General features: G+C 34.0%; 16 protein-coding genes. 4 read left to right on the top strand and 12 right to left on the bottom strand.

The window, feature by feature from the left end:
- Positions 1-116 precede the first annotated feature (116 nt).
- The 4 genes from hppD to uvrC all read right to left on the bottom strand — a co-directional run bounded on the left by hppD (position 117) and on the right by uvrC (position 6,995).
- Positions 117-1,277, bottom strand: coding sequence for a 4-hydroxyphenylpyruvate dioxygenase (hppD, locus tag JI750_RS06310; RefSeq protein WP_201999443.1), 1,161 nt, complete (start codon positions 1,275-1,277; stop codon positions 117-119).
- Positions 1,278-1,447: 170 nt separating this feature from the next.
- Positions 1,448-2,605 (bottom strand): homogentisate 1,2-dioxygenase, encoded by a 1,158-nt coding sequence (locus JI750_RS06315; protein WP_201999444.1) that lies wholly within the window; start codon positions 2,603-2,605, stop codon positions 1,448-1,450.
- 318 nt (positions 2,606-2,923) lie between these two features.
- On the bottom strand, positions 2,924-5,194 hold the full coding sequence (locus JI750_RS06320; RefSeq protein WP_201999445.1) for a patatin-like phospholipase family protein: 2,271 nt from the start codon (positions 5,192-5,194) through the stop codon (positions 2,924-2,926).
- 7 nt (positions 5,195-5,201) lie between these two features.
- Positions 5,202-6,995 carry an excinuclease ABC subunit UvrC gene (uvrC, locus tag JI750_RS06325; RefSeq protein WP_201999446.1) on the bottom strand — a complete coding sequence of 598 codons (1,794 nt, stop codon included), beginning with the start codon at positions 6,993-6,995 and terminating at the stop codon, positions 5,202-5,204.
- A 134-nt stretch (positions 6,996-7,129) separates the two neighbouring features.
- Between uvrC and JI750_RS06330 the strand changes: the two genes are divergently transcribed.
- From JI750_RS06330 to JI750_RS06340, 3 genes are all read left to right on the top strand, one after another.
- Positions 7,130-8,110, top strand: coding sequence for a succinylglutamate desuccinylase/aspartoacylase family protein (locus tag JI750_RS06330; protein WP_201999447.1), 981 nt, complete (start codon positions 7,130-7,132; stop codon positions 8,108-8,110).
- Positions 8,097-8,666 (top strand): 5-formyltetrahydrofolate cyclo-ligase, encoded by a 570-nt coding sequence (locus tag JI750_RS06335; protein ID WP_201999448.1) that lies wholly within the window; start codon positions 8,097-8,099, stop codon positions 8,664-8,666. The genes JI750_RS06330 and JI750_RS06335 overlap by 14 nt, the downstream gene beginning before the upstream one ends.
- A gap of 292 nt (positions 8,667-8,958) precedes the next feature.
- Positions 8,959-10,506 (top strand): vWA domain-containing protein, encoded by a 1,548-nt coding sequence (locus tag JI750_RS06340; protein ID WP_201999449.1) that lies wholly within the window; start codon positions 8,959-8,961, stop codon positions 10,504-10,506.
- Positions 10,507-10,591: 85 nt separating this feature from the next.
- On the opposite strand, the gene JI750_RS06345 is transcribed toward JI750_RS06340, so the two are convergent.
- From JI750_RS06345 to JI750_RS06380, 8 genes are all read right to left on the bottom strand, one after another.
- The gene (locus tag JI750_RS06345) at positions 10,592-11,338 is read right to left on the bottom strand and encodes a tetratricopeptide repeat protein (RefSeq protein WP_201999450.1); all 747 of its coding nucleotides are present in this window, start codon (positions 11,336-11,338) and stop codon (positions 10,592-10,594) included.
- A gap of 57 nt (positions 11,339-11,395) precedes the next feature.
- Positions 11,396-13,141, bottom strand: coding sequence for a BatD family protein (locus JI750_RS06350; RefSeq protein WP_201999451.1), 1,746 nt, complete (start codon positions 13,139-13,141; stop codon positions 11,396-11,398).
- A gap of 87 nt (positions 13,142-13,228) precedes the next feature.
- Positions 13,229-13,990, bottom strand: coding sequence for a tetratricopeptide repeat protein (locus tag JI750_RS06355; protein ID WP_111377599.1), 762 nt, complete (start codon positions 13,988-13,990; stop codon positions 13,229-13,231).
- Between the two features lie 125 nt (positions 13,991-14,115).
- Positions 14,116-15,150, bottom strand: a complete 1,035-nt coding sequence (locus JI750_RS06360) for a vWA domain-containing protein (RefSeq protein WP_201999452.1) — start codon at positions 15,148-15,150, stop codon at positions 14,116-14,118.
- A 126-nt stretch (positions 15,151-15,276) separates the two neighbouring features.
- Positions 15,277-16,278 (bottom strand): vWA domain-containing protein, encoded by a 1,002-nt coding sequence (locus tag JI750_RS06365; RefSeq protein WP_201999453.1) that lies wholly within the window; start codon positions 16,276-16,278, stop codon positions 15,277-15,279.
- Positions 16,278-17,915, bottom strand: coding sequence for a hypothetical protein (locus tag JI750_RS06370; RefSeq protein WP_201999454.1), 1,638 nt, complete (start codon positions 17,913-17,915; stop codon positions 16,278-16,280). Before JI750_RS06370 ends, JI750_RS06365 begins: the two co-directional genes overlap by 1 nt.
- Positions 17,916-17,979: 64 nt before the next feature.
- The gene (locus JI750_RS06375; protein WP_201999455.1) at positions 17,980-18,843 is read right to left on the bottom strand and encodes a DUF58 domain-containing protein; all 864 of its coding nucleotides are present in this window, start codon (positions 18,841-18,843) and stop codon (positions 17,980-17,982) included.
- A 141-nt stretch (positions 18,844-18,984) separates the two neighbouring features.
- Entirely contained in the window at positions 18,985-19,989 is a 1,005-nt protein-coding gene (locus JI750_RS06380) for an AAA family ATPase (RefSeq protein ID WP_091494435.1), read from the bottom strand.
- A gap of 212 nt (positions 19,990-20,201) precedes the next feature.
- On the opposite strand from JI750_RS06380, the gene JI750_RS06385 reads away from it, so the two are divergent.
- On the top strand, positions 20,202-21,077 hold the full coding sequence (locus JI750_RS06385) for an aldo/keto reductase (RefSeq protein WP_201999456.1): 876 nt from the start codon (positions 20,202-20,204) through the stop codon (positions 21,075-21,077).
- The last annotated feature ends 8 nt before the right edge of the window (positions 21,078-21,085 follow it).

Consider the following 21,085-nt stretch of genomic DNA (forward strand, 5'->3'; position numbering starts at 1 on the left):
AAAGATAGATAGAAAGTTCAAAAATAAAATAGCAAAAGTCAAGTTTAACATAACATTTGCAAAAAAAGCATCGTTTTTTGGTGAATTATGCGGTTTTCTATATGAAAATTAACATTTTATAGCGTTCCTCTCAATTCTTGCTCTCTTTCAATAGACTCAAAAAGGGCTTTAAAGTTACCTGCGCCGAACCCTTTTGCACCCATTCTTTGAATAATTTCGAAGAAAAGCGTCGGTCTGTCTTGAACTGGCTTTGTAAAAATCTGTAATAAGTAACCATCTTCATCAGCATCCACCATGATTGCCAATTTTTCGATTTCATTTAAATCTTCTTTCATCATATCCATATGAACTCCTAATCTTTCAGGAATTGCTTGGTAATAAGTATGAGGAGGAGCAGATAAAAATTCAACGCCACGTGCTCTAAGTTGCGATACAGTTTTGATAATATCATCTGTAGCAATGGCAATATGCTGAATTCCTGGCCCACCGTAGAAATCTAAATATTCTTCAATTTGTGATTTTTTCTTTCCTTCAGCTGGTTCGTTGATTGGGAATTTAATTCTTCCGTTTCCGTTAGACATTACTTTACTCATCAAGGCAGAATATTCTGTTGTGATTTGTTTGTCATCAAAAGATAGGAAATTAACAAATCCCATAACTTCTTCGTAGAATTTTACCCAAGTATTCATTTCATTCCAGCCCACATTTCCAACCATGTGATCGATGTATTTTAATCCCGTTGGCTCTGGATTGTAATCCGATTTCCATTCTTTATAACCTGGCAAGAAAACGCCATTATAATTTTTTCTTTCTACGAAAATATGAACCGTTTCTCCGTAAGTGTAAATTCCAGAACGAACTACCTGACCAAATTCATCTTCTTCAACTGTTGGTTCCATGAAAGAGCGAGCGCCACGTTTCATAGTTTCTTCATACGATTTTGTAGCATCTTCAACCCAAAGTGCTGCAACTTTTACTCCGTCTCCGTGTTTTTTCAAATGTTCGTTAATTGGAGAATCTGCTGTTAAAGGCGTTGTCAAAACAATTCTGATTTTATCTTGCTTCAAAACATAAGAAGCCCTATCTCTTACTCCAGTTTCTAATCCGGCATAAGCTAATGACTGATATCCGAATGCAGATTTATAATAATGTGCAGCTTGTTTAGCATTCCCCACATAAAATTCTACATAATCTGTTCCTAATAATGGAAGGAAATCTTGTGCTCCTTCAAATATTTTCTCTAATCCGTATTCTACTGATTTTACTTCTTTTGACATAATGTTTATTTGTTTAATCGGTTAATCGTTTAACTGATTTTTCCGAAATGTTGTGTTTAATTTTTTTTAACCGCAAAGTGCGCAAAGGCAATCGCAAGGTTCGCAAAGGTTTTTATAGCGATCTTTGCGCAAAATCCTTGCGAACTTTGCGGTTAGATCAAAAGTGAAATTTATTCACACCACGATTTGTAGTATTGACCGTCGTCAAGTTCCATTGCTTCTTCAGTAACCATTAAAGGTCTAAAAGTATCCACCATAACGGCTAATTCCTGAGTTTCTTTGTGGCCAATACTGCGTTCCATTGCGCCTGGCGCTGGACCATGCGGAATTCCTTTTGGATGTAAAGTGATATGACCTTGCTCAATATTATTACGGCTCATAAAATCACCATCTACATAATATAGTACTTCGTCAGAATCTATATTGCTGTGGTTGTATGGCGCTGGAATAGCTTTTGGATGATAATCGTAAAGTCTTGGGCAGAATGAACAAACAACAAAAGTTGCTGTTTCAAAAGTTTGATGTACTGGTGGCGGTTGATGTACGCGCCCAGTTATAGGTTCGAAATTGTGAATTGAAAATCCGTATGGGAAATTGTAGCCGTCCCAGCCCACAACGTCAAACGGGTGTGTGGCGTAAACCACTTCGTGCATCATCCCTTCTTTTTTGATTTTAATTAAAAAATCACCTTTTTCGTCATGCGTTTCCAATTCGTTCGGCAAAATAAAATCACGTTCACAAAATGGAGAATGTTCTAAATGCTGGCCAGATTGGTTTTTATAACGTTTTGGAGTATAAAAAGGAGAATACGATTCTACGTAAAATAATCGATTGTCTTCTGTTTCGAAATCAATCTGATAAATAATACCGCGCGGAATAATTAGGTAATCGCCATATTCAAATGGAATATTTCCTAACATGGTTCTTAATTTTCCTTTTCCTCTGTGAATAAAAAGCATTTCATCGGCATCGGCATTTTTATAGAAATAATTTCGAAGCGATTCTTTTGGTGCAGCCAAACCAATAATGCAGTCTTTATTAACTAACATTGCTTTTCGGCTGTCCAGAAAATCATTTTCAGGTTTCAATTCAAAACCTTTAAAAAGCAGTGATTTTATATTTTTTCCGATTGCAATTTTAGGTTCAACCGAATAAGAGTTTAAAATTTCTTTAACCTGTGTTGGTCTGTGTACATGATATGATAGCGACGAATGTCCATGAAAACCTTCGGTTCCAAACAATTGTTCGTAGTAAAAACCTCCGTTTGGTTTTTCAAATTGGGTGTGTCGCTTTTGAGGAAAATCCCCAAGTTTATGATATAGTGGCATGGCTTTTTCAATTAGATAATTAATAAATTAGATAATTCGAAAATTTGAATTGCAGAGATAAATAACCAGTTCAATTTTACAATTGACTGATTATTTCAATTCGATAGAGCCATTACTCAGGATTTCTCTTGATGAGGAATTGAAGATACTCTAATAAACCTGTCCAATTTGTTTTCATTATAACAAATGTCGTAATTTTTTCGGAGTAAAAATAAAAATTATATTATTTATAACTATAAAATAACTTAATTTTTTTGATTTAATTTTTATGAAATAAAAAAATAGGCAGAATTTATTGAAGTATTCTCTGTTATAATACTAAAATTGAAACCCGATACTAAACCAAGTAAAACTTTTTGACATTTCTGGAGACCAAGATTGTTTTATCTCTATAGGACCAATGATAGTTTCTAAGCCGTAACCAACTGCGTATCCTGTATACTTCGGCATAGAAACCCAATCGACAGAAGAAAATATATCATCTCCTAAATTGGCAAAATTAGCAGATACATTAATGTGATTTTTTTTGAAGATTTCGTAATCAATATTGATATCAGTTTTAATATAACTGTTGCCAGCAATACTTAGAAAATCATATCCGTAGAAATAATTGAAATTGTTTATTTTGTTGTAGCCATAACCTCCAAATATGAAATCAAAAAACGGAACGCTGTCGCTGCCAATATTAAATCCAGCATCGGCTCCAAATTTTATGGTTGCTTTTCTAAATAGCGGTCTAACAATTGCTACCTCGGCTTTTGCAATCGAAAATGGTTTAAATTGCTTCGTATAATCTGATGATGCCATATAGGTTTGCAAATCTGTAGAAAAATATAATCCGGAACTTGGGTAATATTTTTCATCTAACGAATCGTATTTCAAATAAGCAAAGGCACTAAAATAACTACTTTTTTCAATTATGTTATCTTCGTTGGTAAGTGTTGGCGAGCTAATTTTTAGGTACTTATATTCTAAACCTCCGCCCATCAAAAATTTCTGCACAAAAATAGTCTGGAAATAAGCCTGATTGGTTATATCCATAAAATCAACATTAATAAGGTTGACATTTGGATTCTCTTTAAGAACGCCACTCAAACTAGTAGTTACATTTCGATTAAATTGATTTAATCTCGAGCGAAAACCAAAACTGATATTAAAACCATTTTCTACATAATAATTAAAATCGTACCTGAAATTATCTCCAAGAATAATATCTAGAGATGTGACATCGTTTTTTAAAAATGTCTTTTTATGCGTAAGATTTAATAAAATTCCACTTTTGTAAAGGCCGTCGTAATGAAGTCCAAGTTTTAAATAGGTCTGCGTTGGATTTTCCTTTAAAACCAAATCAAGATCGTCTTTCTCTCCATTTGGCTGAAGACAATAGGAAATCGTGCTAAAGTTCTGTGTAGCATTCAAGTTGTTTATTCCGGTTTTAAGGCCATCGTAAGTGATCGTGCTTCCAGGTTTGAAACGAAGTTTACCACGAATGTATTCTTTGGTGTAATTTTCTAATTTGTCTGTGTTTATGTTCTGAATATGAAGTGTATCTGTTTCTACTTTTAGTTTTGGTTTTTTATAAAAGTTGTTTTCATCCGTCAAAGATTTGATTTTTTCATAAACAGCAAAAGCGGCTTCTTCTCCTTTTCTAATGATTTCTTCTCCTCGATCAAATGAAATAACACCAAAATCGCGAATATCTGGTCTAATGTAAACATCGGTATCTTTTACTTTGCTTTTCATTTTCTCAATAGACTGCAGATTTGTAATCTGAACCAAGATTCTAGTGGCATTTTTCAGATTTTTCCTTTTTAGCAAATCGTCTTGAACATCTACGCCAATAATAATATCTGCACCAAGATTACGGACTTCCTGTATTGGGTAGTTATTTACAACACCACCATCAACCAGAAGATTTCCGTCAATTTCTACTGGAGTAAATAGCGAAGGAAATGCTGCACTCGCCATCATGGCCTGAACGAGATTTCCTTTGTTTAATAAAACTTCTTCGCCTGTTTCAATATTGGTTCCAATACATAAAAAAGGAGTTGGCAGTTTGTTGAAATCACGAACATGACGCACGTTTCTAGTTAAACTGCTCAATAAATTATAATTGTACATTCCTTTTGAAAGAGCTTCAGGAATGCCAATTCTGAAATTACTAAATGGCAAAACAATTGCATATAGTTCATCATTTTTTTTGCCATAAAAGTTTTTGGATGAACGCGGAATGTAATCGTTAATTAATTCGTCAAAATTGGTTTTTTTAAAAATCGAATCAATTTGCGAAGCGTTGTAGCCAGAAGCATAAAGTCCGCCAATTACAGATCCCATGCTGGTTCCGCCAATGTAGTCAATTTTGATTCCGGCTTCTTCCAGAACTTTTAAAACTCCGATATGAGCAAAACCTTTGGCTCCGCCACCGCTTAAAACCAAACCAATTTTAGGTCTTTTCACGCTATCTTTTTTTATTTCCTGCGAAAAAGATTCTTGCGAAAACAAAAATGTCATCAATAAAACAAATGAGAATGCGTACGAATAAGCTCCTTTGAACCGAATTTGTGAAATGTACAGTTGGAATGAACGCATAAAAACTTTAATTGGTTTTGTAAAAGTCGACAATTTTTTTGGCTTTAGAAACACCTACTACAGCTGAAATTTCTTTTTCTGTAGCCAATTTTAATCTTTTAACACTTTTAAAATGTTGTATTAATGTTGTCATGGTTTTTTCGCCAATTCCAGGAATGCTTTCAACGGAAGAATTAAGTGCCGATTTACTGCGTTTATCTCTATGAAATGTGATTCCGAATCTGTGCGCTTCGTTTCTTAAGTGCTGAATCACTTTTAAAGTTTCTGATTTTTTGTCTAAATATAACGGAATCGAATCGCCAGGATAGAAAAGTTCTTCCAAACGTTTTGCAATTCCGATAATAGCCACTTTTCCGCGTAAGCCTAAATCGTCGATACTTTTTAATGCTGCCGAAAGCTGTCCTTTTCCACCATCAATAATAATCAATTGTGGTAGAGGTTCGTTTTCGTCTAATAATCTTTTGTAACGACGATACACAATTTCGGTCATCGAAGCAAAGTCATTCGGACCTTCAACGGTCTTAACATTAAAATGGCGGTAATCTTTTTTGCTCGGCTTTCCGTCTTTAAAAACCACACAAGCTGCAACCGGATTTGTTCCTTGAATGTTCGAGTTATCAAAACATTCTATATGTCTTGGTTCTGATGGAAGACGTAAATCTTTCTGCATCTGTGCCATAATTCGGTTTACGTGACGATCAGGATCAACAATTTGTAATTGTTTTAATTGTTCGATGCGATAGAATTTGGCATTTCGAATCGATAAATCCAGAATCTGCTTTTTGTCGCCAAGTTGCGGAACGGTTATTTTAATGTTTTCACCCAAATCCATTTCAAAAGGAACAATGATTTCTTTTGATAATAATTGAAAACGCTCGCGAAGTTCGACTATAGCTAGTTCTAACAATTCTTCATCACTTTCATCGAGCTTTTTCTTCATTTCTAAAGTATGAGAACGGATAATTGAACCGTGAGAAATTTGAAGGAAATTGACATACGCGGCACTTTCATCAGAAATAATGGAGAAAACATCAATATTGGTAATCTTCGGATTGATAATAGTAGATCTGGATTGATAATTTTCTAAAACTTCAATTTTTTCTTTTATTTTCTGCGCCTCCTCAAATTGTAAATTCTGGGCATAATTGTTCATTACTTTCTTAAAATCCTTCAAACTTTCTTTGAAGTTTCCTTTCAGGATTTCGCGAATTGCATTCACCTGTCTTTGGTATTCTTCCAGAGGTTCCAAACCTTCACATGGGCCTTTGCAGTTGCCAATATGATATTCCAGACAAACTTTAAATTTTCCTGAATTAATATTCGATTCGCTCAAGTCGTAATTACAAGTTCGAAGCGGGTACAACTCTTTAATTAAATCTAAAATCGTATGTACTGTTTTGAAACTGGTGTAAGGACCAAAATATTCAGAACCATCCTTGATCATGTTTCGAGTTGAAAATATTCTCGAAAAAGGTTCTTTTTTAATGCAGATCCAAGGATATGTTTTGTCATCGCGAAGCAAAACATTGTATCGTGGCTGAAGTGTTTTAATTAAATTATTTTCTAATAAAAGCGCATCGGTTTCGGTTGGAACTACGATGTGTTTTATGGTCACGATTTTTTTTACCAATACGTTGGTTTTGGCAGTATCGTGAATTTTATTGAAATAGGAGGAAACCCTTTTTTTTAAATTTTTAGCTTTTCCGACATACAAGATTTTCCCGTCTTTATCATAATATTGATAAACGCCTGGATTATCAGGCAACGTTAAAATTTGAAGATCTAAGGACGGTTTTTGCATTCTATTGTGTTTCTGAAGATGTTCGAGAAGCTTTTCAAAAACCATTCCGATTTCTAAAAGAAGCTTAACATTGAAATAGTTTCAAATTTACAAAATCAAAAGAATAATTTCTATATTTAGATTTTATAATTCACATGAAAAATAGTACTCCATTGGTTATTTTTGGCGAATCGATTTTGCCGGGAGAACACAGAACGATAAACGTCGAAATTGCTCGGCTTCATACTACAACAAAACTAAATATTCCTGTTATTGTTCGTCGCTCCAAGCACGAAGGACCAACTGTTTTATTTTCTGCAGGAATACACGGAGACGAAATTAACGGTGTCGAAATTGTTCGTCAGATTATCAGTAAAAAAATCAACAGACCAGCACGCGGTACAATAATTTGCATTCCGGTAATCAACATGTACGGGTTTGTGAATAAATCTCGCGAGTTTCCAGACGGACGTGATTTAAATCGTGTCTTCCCAGGAAGTAAAAAAGGTTCGCTTGCCAGTAGATTTGCGTATCATATTGTCGAAGAAATTCTGCCGATTTTAGATTATGCAGTCGATTTTCATGCTGGTGGAGCAAGCCGTTTTAATGCTCCGCAAATTAGAATTACCGAGAATAATACTGAGTTGAAAGTTTTAGCCGATATTTTTAATGCGCCATTTACGCTGTATTCTAAAAACATAAATGGGTCTTTTAGAAAAACTTCTGAAAGTGCCAATGTGAAAATGCTTCTTTTTGAAGGCGGAAAATCATTAGACATCAATAACGAAATTGCAAACCAAGGTGTTTTGGGAACCAAACGTTTGCTTCATTATTTAGGAATGCTGGATTCTAAACAAATTATGGAACCCGCATTAACACCGTCAATTTACATTAAACAATCTGTTTGGCTTAGAGCAAAATGTTCAGGTTTGTTGCATGATTTTAATTTGGTTGGAAAATTTGTTACCAAAGGCACTATCTTGGCCATTATTACAGATCCGTTTGGGAAGTTTGAACAAAAAGTCAAAGCACCGCATGATGGTTATGTAATCAATGCCAATCATTCGCCAATTGTTTACGAAGGCGATGCTATTTATCATTTATCTAAAACCCCAGACGATAATGCCGACGAGTAAAAAAGAACTTCGCATAGAATATAAAAATCTTCGTAAAGCACTTTCTTTTGATGAAATAGAAGAGAAAAGCCTCGCAATTGCAAATCAATTAATTCAAATGCCAATTTGGGATAAAACGTATTATCATGTTTTTCTCCCGATTGAAGAGCACAAAGAAGTGAATACCGAATATATTCTGCATTTGCTTTCTGGAAAAGACAAAGAAATCCTGATTTCTAAAAGTGACTTTGAAACCAGAAAAATGACTCATTTTCTTTTAACAGATAATACTAAAATCAAAAAGAACGAATACAACATTCCTGAACCCGTTGACGGAATCGAAGTGCCTTCTTCTAAAGTCGAAGTTGTCTTTGTACCGCTTTTAGCTTTTGATATTTTTGGAAATCGAATTGGATACGGAAAAGGTTTTTATGATAAATTTCTTGCCGAATGCAAACCCGAAACCATCAAAATAGGACTTTCATTTTTTAAAGCCGTAAGCCAAATAGATGACGTTTTTGAATCCGATATTAAATTAGATTATTGCGTTACGCCAGAGAAGATTTATCAGTTTTAATTTAACTGCAAAAAAATAATGCCACAGATTAAAGGATTAAAAAAGATTAATCTATTTAATCATTTTAATCTGTGGCAAAAAAATCTTTCTCTTTCACAAAAAATATTCCACACCAAATCCCTTTAAAAATCAAGGTTTCTCATTTTATTTTCACGTAAGAAAAATATTTGTAAAAATTTTGGCACGATTTTGATACTCGAAAAATTGCAAATAATCGCCTCTAGTAAATCCGGAATGCTAGTCCTTATTTGAAGCCTATAACCTTATTATTAATTTTTTTAAAACTTACTTTATGAGAAATCTTAATTTCTTTATGATGGCATTCCTTGTACTTACTATTTTCAGCTGTAAGAAAGCGTATGCACCAGACCAAAGTTCCGAAGTAGTCGATTCTGCTGCAGCTGTAACAGACGCAATTCCAGAGGAAATGTACCTTGAACCGAATACAGAGAGTTACGTTGGATTGGAAGAAAATCCATTCGAATCTCCGCTGAAAGAGCCGCTTTCTACTTTTTCTATCGATGTTGATAATGCGTCATACACTAATATTCGCCGATTTATTAACGAAGGGCAAAAAGTTCCTAAAGATGCTGTTCGTGTAGAAGAAATGATCAACTTTTTTAAATACAAATATCCGCAACCAGATGGCCAACATCCGTTTTCGATAAATACAGAATATAGCGATTGTCCTTGGAACAAAAATAGTCGACTCTTAAAGATTGGTTTGCAAGGAAAAAATATTCCAATGGCGAATTTGCCAGCTACTAATCTGGTTTTTTTAGTGGATGTTTCGGGTTCTATGGACGAACAGAATAAATTACCATTGCTAAAAGAATCCATGAAAGTTTTAGTAAAAGAGCTTCGAAGTATTGACAAGGTTTCCATCGTAGTTTATGCGGGATCTGCAGGAGTAGTTTTAGAACCAACTTCTGGAGATAATAAAGACGAAATTATGCATGCTTTTGATGATTTGCATGCGGGCGGAAGCACAGCGGGTGGTGAAGGAATTGAATTGGCTTACAAATTGGCACAGCAAAATTTCATCAAAGAAGGTAACAATAGAGTGGTAATAGCTACAGACGGAGATTTTAATGTTGGCGCTTCATCAGATGATGATATGTTGAAATTAATAGAACAGAAAAGAGAATCTGGAGTTTTCTTAACCGTTTTAGGTTTTGGAATGGGAAATTATAAAGATTCTAAAATGGAAATTCTTGCGGATAAAGGAAATGGAAATTATGCTTATATCGATAATATTCAGGAAGCAAATCGTTTTCTTGGAAAAGAATTTAAAGGATCAATGTTTGCTATCGCCAAAGATGTAAAAATTCAAATTGAGTTTAATCCGAATCATGTTCAGGCGTATCGATTGATTGGTTATGAAAATCGAAAATTGAATGCAGAAGATTTTAAAAATGATAAAATTGATGCAGGTGAATTGGGTAGCGGACATTCAGTTACGGCTTTGTATGAGATTGTTCCGGTTGGTGTAGAAAGCGATTATGTTCCTTCAGATCTAAAATATACTAAAACGCAGAAAGTTGCCGAAAATCATAGTGATGAACTGGCAACAGTAAAATTTAGATATAAAAAACCTGATGGCAATAAAAGCATTGAAATCGTAAATGTAATTGCAGATAATAAAACAGACTTAGAAAAAAGTTCTGCAGATTTCAAGTTTACAACTGCGGTTTCTTGGTTCGGATTAAAGTTAATAGATTCAAAATATATTGCCAGCAGTTCAAGTTCGGAAATCAAAAAATTGGCAAAAGCTGGTTTGTCTAATGACGAAGATGGTTACAGATCTGAATTTGTTAGATTGGTTGATGCTGTGAATTAATTATTAAATTTCAAATAATTTAAAATCCCAAATTCCAATTACTGTTTTGGAATTTGGGATTTTTATATTTAAATATTTTAAAACTTTATTTTACTTCTTTGATGGTTAAAGAATCTATCCAACCTTGTGTTCCATCTGTCAATTCGATTTTTTTCCAGCCAGCAACACTTTCCAAAACATAAACTTTTGCTCCTTCATGCAATAAAATAATTCCAGTCGAAGATTTTTTAGGTTCATGTCTAACTTGGCTTAATTCAGAAAAAACAATGGCTACACGATCGTTTTCAAAATGATTTTTTTCAGACATTCCCGCTGAAATGCTTAAAGCAAAAGCCACCAAAACGATAAACATTCCGACAAAATAAATTCTTTTTGCAATTGTAGCGCTCGAAAAATAATATCCGATGAAACTCAATAAAAATACAAAACCAAGTACAACAGAAATTTTAGCCCAAGTATTATAATCAAAAATAGAAGTAAAGTTCTGAATCAGTTTTGCAAAACCTACTTTCGGAACTTCTTTGATTTCGTCAATAGTTAGTTTTTTGGCAAACTTTAAATTGTTTAAAGTTTCCGGATCGTTTGGTTTAAGAACCAAAGCTTTTTCATAATTATAAATCGAAGGTGCAACTTGATTTAGTTTGTAATAACAGTTTCCAAGATTAAAATACACTTCGGCAGAATGTAATTTATCTTCTTTTATAATGTTCTCATAAACTTGCGCAGCTTCTTTATATTGCCCTTTTTGGTACAATGCATTGGCCGATTCAAAACGACCTTGCGCAAAGAAAACCTGCGAGATGAATAAAAAGAGATATAGTATGTTTTTCATCTTATTTTGTTTAAACCTGACAGGTTTTCAAAACCTGTCAGGTTTGTTTTATTACGTTTAAACAATCTGTTTTTCTAATTCAGAAATAATCAAAACAGCTTTATCATAATCCTGCTGAATCGAAGCGCTCGATGCTGGTGCATAACGTGCAAACTCGCAGTTTTCAGTCAAAGCAATAAAATTCTGAACCGTTTCTGCATTGGCATTTCTAGACAATAGCAATTCTCTAATATTGTCTTTGCTCATTTCTGAAGTTTCAATATGCAGTTTAGCTTTCAAGAAATTATGCATTGCTTTTTCAAGTGCGATATAGAAAGGCTCTTTGTTATTAAGATGTTTCTTCGCTTGCGATAAATATTTCTTAGCCAGCTTATTGTTCATTCTAATTCTATTTCCAGTAACATCACTATCCATAGCTTCTTTTTTCTTTCTAGCTAAAATGATAATCGGAATAATGATAAATGGAGCAAACAGTAATCCTAAATACAGATTTGAATCATAAAAATCTTTTTTCGCAATAGGAATTAATGCTGTTTTAGATTTAATATTTTTGAATTGATCAGCTTTTGCCACAACATTTTTAGAAGCCGTTCCTGTATTTGCTTCCGCAGGCGTTGGTCCATCTATCACATCAATCATAATTTCTTTTGAAGTGATAGTTTTATAAGTACCGGTACTCAAATCAAAATACGAAAACTGCATTGGTTTGATAGCGTATTTTCCTCTGTATTGCGGTACAATAGTATATTTATCTGTAATTCTACCAGACATGCCAGTCAGAGAAGTAGTTACACTTTCATCATGAACCGGATCATACATTTCCAACGCATTTGGTACAACTGGTTTTGGTAGTGTGAATAACTTCATATTTCCAGTTCCTTGCGCACTTACGATTAAGTCAAGTCCTTCACCATTTTTAAGCGTTGTTTTTGATGGAGTAACAGTAAAGTTTAGTCTTCCGACAGCACCAGTAAATCCTTCTGGTTTATTGGTTTCTGGAAGAGGTCGCACATTGATTGTTTTGGCACCAGCAGAAACCACTTTATTATCTTCTGTAATGATCATTTGACCAAACATATCACGACGATTTGTTGGTAATTGCACGCCAATATCTAGTGAAAGAGGTTCAATAGTTAGTCTTCCTGATTTCTGAGGATATAAAATAGTCTTTTTTAAGATTACATAATAAGCTTGCTGACCTTGGTAAGAACCTTGTTGTACAGAAAGCTGTTTAACATCAATGTTCTGATTCCAGAAATCATTGTATTTAGGTTTTGCCAATTCTTTAAAACCAGTAACACCAATATTATTAAAATACAATTTGTAAACGACTGTAATAGGTTCGTTTAAGTACGGATTTGTTTTTGAGATTTCGGCAACGAGTTCCAATAATTCATTTCCTGATCCTTGAGGTCTGTCATTTGGATCTCTTTCTTGAGCCACAGCATTGGTTACTGTAACTTTTATTGGATTGGTTTTGTAAACCTGGCCATTAAATTCTATAGCTGCCTGTTTTATTGTAATGGCACCTTTTCTTTCAGGCTGTAAGATATAAGAATATATTTTTTGAAAAGAGCTTCGACCATTAATCCATGATTGGCTAATTTGCTGGCTTGGTCCCGCAACCATTTTAAATCCGTCAAAAGAAGGTTGCTCGAAATTATCTCCGTCGACATTCATGATGAAGTCTATGCGAAGTCTTTCATTTATTCCAAGCGAGTTTTTGCTGACTCTGGCTTCAAATTGTACTTGAGCCATAAGTCCTTGAAAAGTGATTAGAAATAGAATTAAATATCTTTTCATTACTTGTTTTAGTCGTTGTTTGTTTAACTGTTAAACCGTTTAATCGTTTTGTACTAACAAATAAACGATTAAACGATTCAACTTATTTTACCAGTCTTTTTCTGTTTTCTTAGGACTACCTTTTACTTTTTGAGCGTTTACTTTGTCCTGAATTTTCTTTTCTTCATTATTAACAGCATCTAATAAATTCTGAACACGTTCTTTTGATATTCCTCCAGGCTGTGGTTTTGGCTGGCCTTGATTGTCTGATTTATCGTCTTTTTTAGGATCATTTTGGCCATCTTTTTTGTCTTTGTCTTGATCGCCTTTATCATCTTTTTTATCCTTGTCCTTATCTTTATTTTTGTCCTTGTCTTTATCTTTGTTTTTATCCTTATCCTTGTCTTTGTCCTTGTTTTTATCTTTCTGATCGTTTTTAGGAGGATTTTCTTTTAGCTTTTGTTTAGCGTAAGCATAGTTGTAGCGCGTTTCTTCATCTGTTGGATCGTTACGAAGCGCTTGTTTATAAGCTTCAACTGCTTGCGTATAATCTTTCTCTTTCATGAAAGTATTTCCAAGGTTATGATAAGCCTTGTGTTTTTCAGGTCTTGTTTTGGCATTTTTTATCGCTTTCGCGTAAGCAAATTTAGCTTCCGAAACTTGATTTTGTCTATAAATAGTATTTCCTAAGTTATAGGCCGCTGCAGATTTTTTAGGAAATTTTGATTCCGAAATTCTATAGTTTGCCTCAGCATCAGTAAATTTATTCTGCTTATATTCTTCATTCCCAACAGGCAATGATTTGTCTTTTTCTTGTGCAGCAACTGCAAAAGAAACGGTTAGTAAAATATAAAGAAGTAAATTTTTCATTCTAGTTTTATTTTTTTTCGCCACGAATTTCACTAATTGGCACTAATTTTTTTATCATTTTTTTGAATTTCACAAATTAAATAATTGTCTTTCGTGTAAATTCGAGTAATTAGTGGCTGACTTTTTTATTTCTTTTCATTAAATAAATCCAACTCTTTGATCCAGTTTGTTTTTCTTTCTAATAAGAAAATGTCTAGGAAAAGCAATAAAAATGCAAATCCGATAAACCATTGAAACTGCGATTGAAATTCTGCCATTTGCGTAGCTTCAAATTCTGTTTTCTGAATATTGTTTAAAGCATTCTTCACATATTCTAAAACTTCTTTTGTGCTTCCGCCGTAAACATAACCACCTTTTGTAGCTTTTGCAATTGTTTTTAAACCTTCTTGATTTAATTTGGTGATTACTGTTTCTCCGTTCTGATCTTTTTGATAGCCTCTTACAACACCATTTTCTTTTAACGGAATTGTTCCTCCTCGTTCTGTACCAACACCAATGGTGATGATTTTCATTCCTAATTTATTCGCCTCTTCAGCCGCCACCGCTGCGCCTTCAGAATGATCTTCTCCATCAGAAATCAGAATTAATAATTTGCTGGTTTTACTCTTTTCATCAAAATAAGTCGAAGACAATTTAATCGCTTCATCCAAAGACGTTCCTTGAGATGAAACCATTCCTGGACTCATACTCTGTAAAAACATTTTTGCAACGCTGTAATCTGATGTAATTGGTAAAACTGGAAAAGCACTTCCTGCGTAAGCTACAATTCCGATTCTATCACTTCCTAAATTGTTGATGATCTGCGAAACCAACTGTTTGCTTTTATCCAAACGGCTAGGAACAACGTCTTCTGCAAGCATACTTTTAGAAACGTCGACAGCAAAAACAATATCAATACCTTCTCGTTTTACAGTTTCCATTTTGGTTCCAATCTTCGGATTTACCAAACCGATAATTAAACAGGTAAGTGCCAAAAGAATTACTATGATTTTTAAAACAGGTTTAAAAACCGATTTCTCAGGACTCAATCTTTTTACCATTTCCAAATCGCCAAACTCGCGTTGCGTTCTTCTTTTCCAATACATGTTGAAAAGAAAAATACACACCACAATCGGGATAAGTAATAAGAGATATAAATATTTTTTTTCGTCTAATTCCATAAATGTTTTTAAATTCCAATATTGAAATTCCAAATTCCAAATCCTTTTCTAATTTTTAATCTTTAAATTCCAAATTCCAATTTGTTATTTGGAATTTTATTGTTGGAAATTTTTGATTTGAAAAAATCAAATAAAGCTTCTGTAAACCGTATTTCTTAATCCAACTTCAAGCAGTAATAAAAAGCCTGCAAATAAAACAAAAGCTCTGTACTTTTCATCATAATCATAGAATTTTAATTCTTGAATTTCTGTTGTTTCCAGTTTATTGATTGAGTTGTATATTTCTGCTAGTTTATCGTTGCTGGTTGCTCTAAAATAAGTTCCATCGGTTTTTTTAGCGATACTTTTCATCAATCTTTCGTCGATTTCAACTTTCTGCATTTTAAACAAGAAACCTCCGTTTGGTGCGTAAGCATATGGAGATTCTGCCATTCCATTAGTTCCTAGTCCAATTGTATATACTTTTATTCCGTATTGTTTTGCAATGTCAGCAGCAGTTTCAGGTTCTATAAATCCAGCATTGTTAACACCATCAGTAAGCAGGATAATAACACGGCTTTTTGCTTTACTGTCTTTTAGACGGTTAACAGCAGTTGCCAATCCCATACCAATTCCGGTTCCATCTTGTAATACGTTATCGTATTTAATGCCTTTTATGGCTTCCAAAATAATAGCTTTATCGCTAGTTACAGGAGTTTTAGTATATGCTTCAGAAGCGTATAAAACCAATCCAATTCTGTCGTTTGGTCTTTCTCCAACGAAATCTGCAGCAACTCTTTTTAAAGCTTCCATACGGTTTGGCTTTAAATCTTTTGCCAGCATAGATCCAGAGACGTCAATTGCCATTACAATATCGATTCCTTTTGTTGTTTTAGTTTGGTTGCTAATGTCTACTGTTCTTGGTCTTGCCAATGCTATTATCAAAGAACATAAAGCAAGAATTCTAAAAACGTATAAAGCAGGTTTGAACTTTGTCCAAAACGATTCGCTCTTTTGGAATCCTGCCGTCGAACTCATTTTTAAGGTAGCCGACTGCTGATTGCGTTTCCAGAAAAACCAGATTATTGCAATCGGAATTAATAGAAACAACCAAAGAAACTCTGGATTTAAAAAAGTGATCTTGCTCATTAGTTGTTTGCTCTTTGAAGTTCAACAGAATTTAAGATTCGAGTTGTAATCTCGTTCGCATAAGTATCACCTTCTTCGTGCAAAATCATGATTTGCTGTAAACCTTGATCTTGTTTGAATAATAACAATTCATAATATGCTTTTGTACTCGTTTTAGTTGCCGGATTTAAAACAGTCATTGTTCCGTAACCTTTTATTCCTTGAATACCTTCATTTGTTTGAAAATCTTCTTGTTTTACAATAATATTTTGTCCGCCTTGAGCTTCAATGATTTTTAGAGTACCTTCAAGGGTCTTGTTCAAATCAATATCGGTTGGCTGCTTAAATTTAGATGTTGAAACGGTTACATAGAAATTGTCAATCATGCTTCCGTATGTAAAAAGTTGCATTTCTTTGATAAGTGCCATTGCTTCTTTAGGAAGCACTTTTTGCGCGTCCATTCTTTTTAAAACCTTTGGAGTTTCAATAAGAACAGCTGGGCTTCCGTAAGCACTTTTTACCCATTCGCCTTCTAATAATTCTTTAGAAGGATGCCCAATTATATTGTCTTTTACGTAATTGAATCCTTTGGTTACAATAAAGAAAGTTGTTGTAGCAAATAATAAAAGAATAGTAGCTGCAACTGCATAACCAATTCTTGCATTACGCTGTTTTTTAAGCTGTGCCTGAATTTGTTTTTGTCGTTGCGCTTCGTTCAATAATTGATCTTCGATATCCTCTGGAACTTCAGTAGGAATAGCATTATCCAGCGTTAAAATTACTTTCTGGATTTTATTTTTATCCTCTTTGATTTCAAATTCAAGCGGTTTTGATTTCGCAAATTTTACCAAATCGGCCTGACGCAAAACACGCTCCAGATTTTCAACGGTTTCTGGTGTCAGCGTCATTTTCTTTTGAGTTGATGCTGTTCTAATTGCTGCAATTAACTCAGAAGTTGTACTTTCCATTGCAGGAATATGAATCGCTTCTTCAATGTAATTACGAGCAATGTCCGTAAGTTCGCTATAGTATTCTTTAATTTCACCTTTTTGAACCAGTTCTTTTTGCTCTAAGTTGTTTAATAAACTAGTCGCTTTTTCGATAGGTGTTTTGTAAACTTCCTCTTCGATTTTTTTCAACTGGCGCTTTTTAACATACCAATAAACAAAAGCTCCGATTCCGATAATCACTAAAGCAATTAAAACATAAATCCACCAATTGCCGATTCCTTCGTCAACAGTGGAAATGTCTTTAATGTCGTACATTTTTTGCTGTAAAGTGTCCACTTTTACATTGGCAACTTCAACTTTAATCGAATCGCTGTAAAAAGGCTTTTTGTCTATTAAGATCTTAACACTTGGAATTGTATAACGGCCAGAATCAAACTGCGTTAAACCATATTTTTTTATAAGTTCATAATTAGTAGCATCTTTCTTAACCGTATCTATTGGATACGACTGAATAACTTCTAACGGACCAATGTTTTTAAGTTTCGGAAATTCAACTTTTGCTGTTGAAGTCACAACTGTTTTCAGGGTCAGTTTGAACTCGGCACCAATTTTATTTTTGGTGGTATCAATACTTGTTTCTACTTGTTTTTGCTGAGCAAAAATCATGGTAGAAAAAAGCAATAAAAATATATAAAGTTTAAATTTCATTTGATTGACGATTGTTGATTTTAGATTAACGATTTTTGATTTGTTAATCAAAATTGCCAGATTTTTATCGTGATTTGAAATAGCCTAATAATTTAGTAACGTAATTTTCGTCTACTCTGGTATTTACAATTCCTGCTCCAGATTTACGAAAAGTATCTTTAAAGTAATTTAGTTTCTCCTGATAATGTTTCTCGTAATTCATGCGAACAGCTTTTGAACTTGTATCAACCAATTGAATTTTTCCGGTTTCTGCATCCAACATGTTTACCATTCCTAAATTTGGAATTCTTTCTTCACGGATATCATATACGCGAACACCTGTAATGTCATGTTTTTTAGAAGCAATTTTTAAAGTATGCTCATAAGAATCAGACATAAAATCGGAAATCATAAAAATAATGGCTTTCTTTTTCTGGGTTCCAGATAAGAATTTTAATGCTTGAGCAATGTCTGTTTTATGACTTTTTGGTTCAAATTCAATCAATTCGCGAATGATACGCAATACGTGCGAACGTCCTTTCTTTGGCGGAATATATAATTCTACTGAATCAGAAAATAAGATTAAACCAATTTTGTCATTATTCTGTGTAGCCGAAAAAGCCATCGTTGCCGCAATTTCGGTTACGATGTCTTTCTTGAATTGATTTTTAGAACCAAAAGATTCCGAACCCGAAATATCAACCATTAAAACCATGGTCAATTCGCGTTCTTCTTCAAATACTTTAACGTGAGCTTCATTGTAGCGTGCGGTTACATTCCAATCGATGTTACGAATATCATCTCCGTATTGGTATTGACGCACCTCGCTAAACGTCATTCCTCGTCCTTTAAATGAAGAGTGGTATTCTCCCGAAAAGATATGATTACTCAGCCTCTTCGTCTTGATTTCTATTTTCCGTACTTTTTTTAAAAGCTCTTTTGTATCCATTTTTTTGAGTGTTCAGTGATCGGTTAGAAAGTGATCAGTTAAATCTAAATTCCAACAGGTCTTTCTGTCTTTATTAGTGTTCAGTTAAAAAGTATTTAGTATGGGGCTGAATACTAAAAATCTGAACACTGAGCACTTTTTTTAAGGTACTTCAATCTCGTTAACGATTTTGTTGATAATGTCTACAGAAGTAATGTTTTCTGCTTCTGCTTCGTAAGTGATTCCAACTCTGTGACGTAAAACATCGTGAACAACTGCACGAACGTCTTCTGGAATTACATAACCACGACGTTTGATGAAAGCATAACATTTTGCAGCATTAGCCAAGTTGATACTTCCACGAGGAGAAGCTCCAAAACTGATAAGCGGTTTTAAATCGGCTAATTTGTATTTTTCTGGGTAACGTGTAGCGAAAATAATATCTAAGATGTATTTCTCAATTTTTTCGTCCATATAAACTTCACGAACCGCTTCTTGCGCGCGTAAAATCTGATCTACAGAAACTACAGGATTTACTTTTTCATAAGTTCCTTTTAAGTTTTGGCGAATTACAAAACGCTCTTCGTCAATTTTTGGATAATCAATCACAGTTTTTAGCATGAAACGGTCAACCTGTGCTTCAGGAAGTGCATAAGTACCTTCTTGCTCAACAGGGTTTTGTGTTGCTAATACTAAAAATGGACGGTCTAATTTGAAAGTTGAGTCACCAATTGTAACTTGTTTCTCCTGCATCGCCTCCAAAAGTGCTGACTGAACTTTTGCAGGAGCACGGTTAATCTCATCGGCAAGTACGAAATTGGCGAAAATCGGTCCTTTTTTAATTGAAAACTCGTTTGCTTTAATGTTGTAAATCATGGTTCCGATAACATCGGCAGGTAATAAATCTGGCGTAAACTGGATACGGCTGAAAGATCCTTGAACCGCTTGAGAAAGCGTATTGATGGCTAAAGTTTTTGCCAGACCAGGAACTCCTTCCAATAAAATATGCCCTTGTCCAAGTAATCCGATCAATAGACGCTCGACCATATGTTTCTGACCCACAATAACTTTGTTCATTTCCATTGTAAGAAGGTCTATAAAAGCACTTTCTCTTTCAATTTTTTCATTTATCGCTCTAATGTCTAAAGTCGTTGTATTTTCTTCCATATAAATATTTTTAAAACCTTGATTTTTACGCCTAATTTTTGAGAGTGCAAATTGAATATTTTTTGATAAGTAAGATGTTAAAGAATGGTTAAAACTTCGACCAATGACTTAATTTTAAGGACTAATTGTGAATCTATTTTTATATTTTTAAGAACTTTGATGATTATGTTTTATAAAAGCATAATTATTACCAAAAATAACGCATAATTATTATGAGCAAAACAGTCTTATCGCCTATAATTTCGGGCACTATGAATTGGGGAGTTTGGGATAAAAACCTTACAACCAAAGAAATGGAAAACATGATACAAGTGAGTATCGAAAACAAAATTACGACTTTTGATCACGCGGATATTTACGGTTCGTATACGACCGAAGCCGATTTTGGAAAAGCCTTTCACGCAAGTAAGATTGATCGTGAAAAATTACAACTAATTACCAAATGCGGAATTCAGATGATTGCTGAAAAACGCCCTGAAAACAAAATCAAACATTACGATTATTCTAAAGACTACATTATTAAGTCTGTAGAAACATCTTTGAAGAATTTAAAAACAGATTATGTAGATGTTTTTTTACTTCACAGACCTAGTCCGTTAATGCAGGCTGATGAAATCGCTGAAGCAGTTGAGAAATTAAAAGGAGAAGGAAAAATTATTGATTTTGGTCTTTCAAACTTTACAAGTTCTCAAACAGAGCTAATTCGCCAGAAAACAGAAGTGAGCTATAATCAGGTACAATTTTCGGCTACGCATTATGAGCCAATGTTGGACGGAAGTTTAGATTATATGCAAGCAAACGGAATTCGTCCACTATCATGGAATCCACTTGGAACTGTTTTTAGAGAAGATACCAAACAGACGCGCCGTTTGAAAAAACTGTTTTCAGTTTTATTGGAGAAATATCATTTAGGAGCAGATACACTTTTATTATCATGGATTTTAAAGCATCCTGCAAAAGTAATTCCGATTGCAGGAACTGTTAACGTTGCCAGAATTCAATCTTTATCAAAAGCAGTTGAATTAGAAATGGACAAAGAAGACTGGTTTGCAATCTGGACAGAAAGCATGGGTGACGATGTGCCTTAATTTATACT

This window comes from Flavobacterium tagetis (genome assembly GCF_016735615.1).
GTDB lineage: Bacteria > Bacteroidota > Bacteroidia > Flavobacteriales > Flavobacteriaceae > Flavobacterium > Flavobacterium tagetis.

Excerpts from the sequence above, each read along its gene's own strand:
- JI750_RS06355 (WP_111377599.1), bottom strand. The coding sequence starts at position 13,990 with ATGAAAAATTTACTTCTTTATATTTTACTAACCGTTTCTTTTGCAGTT.
- JI750_RS06335 (WP_201999448.1), top strand. The coding sequence starts at position 8,097 with ATGCCGACGAGTAAAAAAGAACTTCGCATAGAATATAAAAATCTTCGT.
- JI750_RS06350 (WP_201999451.1), bottom strand. The coding sequence starts at position 13,141 with ATGAAAAGATATTTAATTCTATTTCTAATCACTTTTCAAGGACTTATG.
- JI750_RS06360 (WP_201999452.1), bottom strand. The coding sequence starts at position 15,150 with ATGGAATTAGACGAAAAAAAATATTTATATCTCTTATTACTTATCCCG.
- hppD (WP_201999443.1), bottom strand. The coding sequence starts at position 1,277 with ATGTCAAAAGAAGTAAAATCAGTAGAATACGGATTAGAGAAAATATTT.
- uvrC (WP_201999446.1), bottom strand. The coding sequence starts at position 6,995 with ATGCAAAAACCGTCCTTAGATCTTCAAATTTTAACGTTGCCTGATAAT.
- JI750_RS06365 (WP_201999453.1), bottom strand. The coding sequence starts at position 16,278 with ATGAGCAAGATCACTTTTTTAAATCCAGAGTTTCTTTGGTTGTTTCTA.
- JI750_RS06315 (WP_201999444.1), bottom strand. The coding sequence starts at position 2,605 with ATGCCACTATATCATAAACTTGGGGATTTTCCTCAAAAGCGACACACC.
- JI750_RS06330 (WP_201999447.1), top strand. The coding sequence starts at position 7,130 with ATGAAAAATAGTACTCCATTGGTTATTTTTGGCGAATCGATTTTGCCG.
- JI750_RS06370 (WP_201999454.1), bottom strand. The coding sequence starts at position 17,915 with ATGAAATTTAAACTTTATATATTTTTATTGCTTTTTTCTACCATGATT.
- JI750_RS06320 (WP_201999445.1), bottom strand. The coding sequence starts at position 5,194 with ATGCGTTCATTCCAACTGTACATTTCACAAATTCGGTTCAAAGGAGCT.
- JI750_RS06340 (WP_201999449.1), top strand. The coding sequence starts at position 8,959 with ATGAGAAATCTTAATTTCTTTATGATGGCATTCCTTGTACTTACTATT.
- JI750_RS06385 (WP_201999456.1), top strand. The coding sequence starts at position 20,202 with ATGAGCAAAACAGTCTTATCGCCTATAATTTCGGGCACTATGAATTGG.
- JI750_RS06380 (WP_091494435.1), bottom strand. The coding sequence starts at position 19,989 with ATGGAAGAAAATACAACGACTTTAGACATTAGAGCGATAAATGAAAAA.
- JI750_RS06345 (WP_201999450.1), bottom strand. The coding sequence starts at position 11,338 with ATGAAAAACATACTATATCTCTTTTTATTCATCTCGCAGGTTTTCTTT.
- JI750_RS06375 (WP_201999455.1), bottom strand. The coding sequence starts at position 18,843 with ATGGATACAAAAGAGCTTTTAAAAAAAGTACGGAAAATAGAAATCAAG.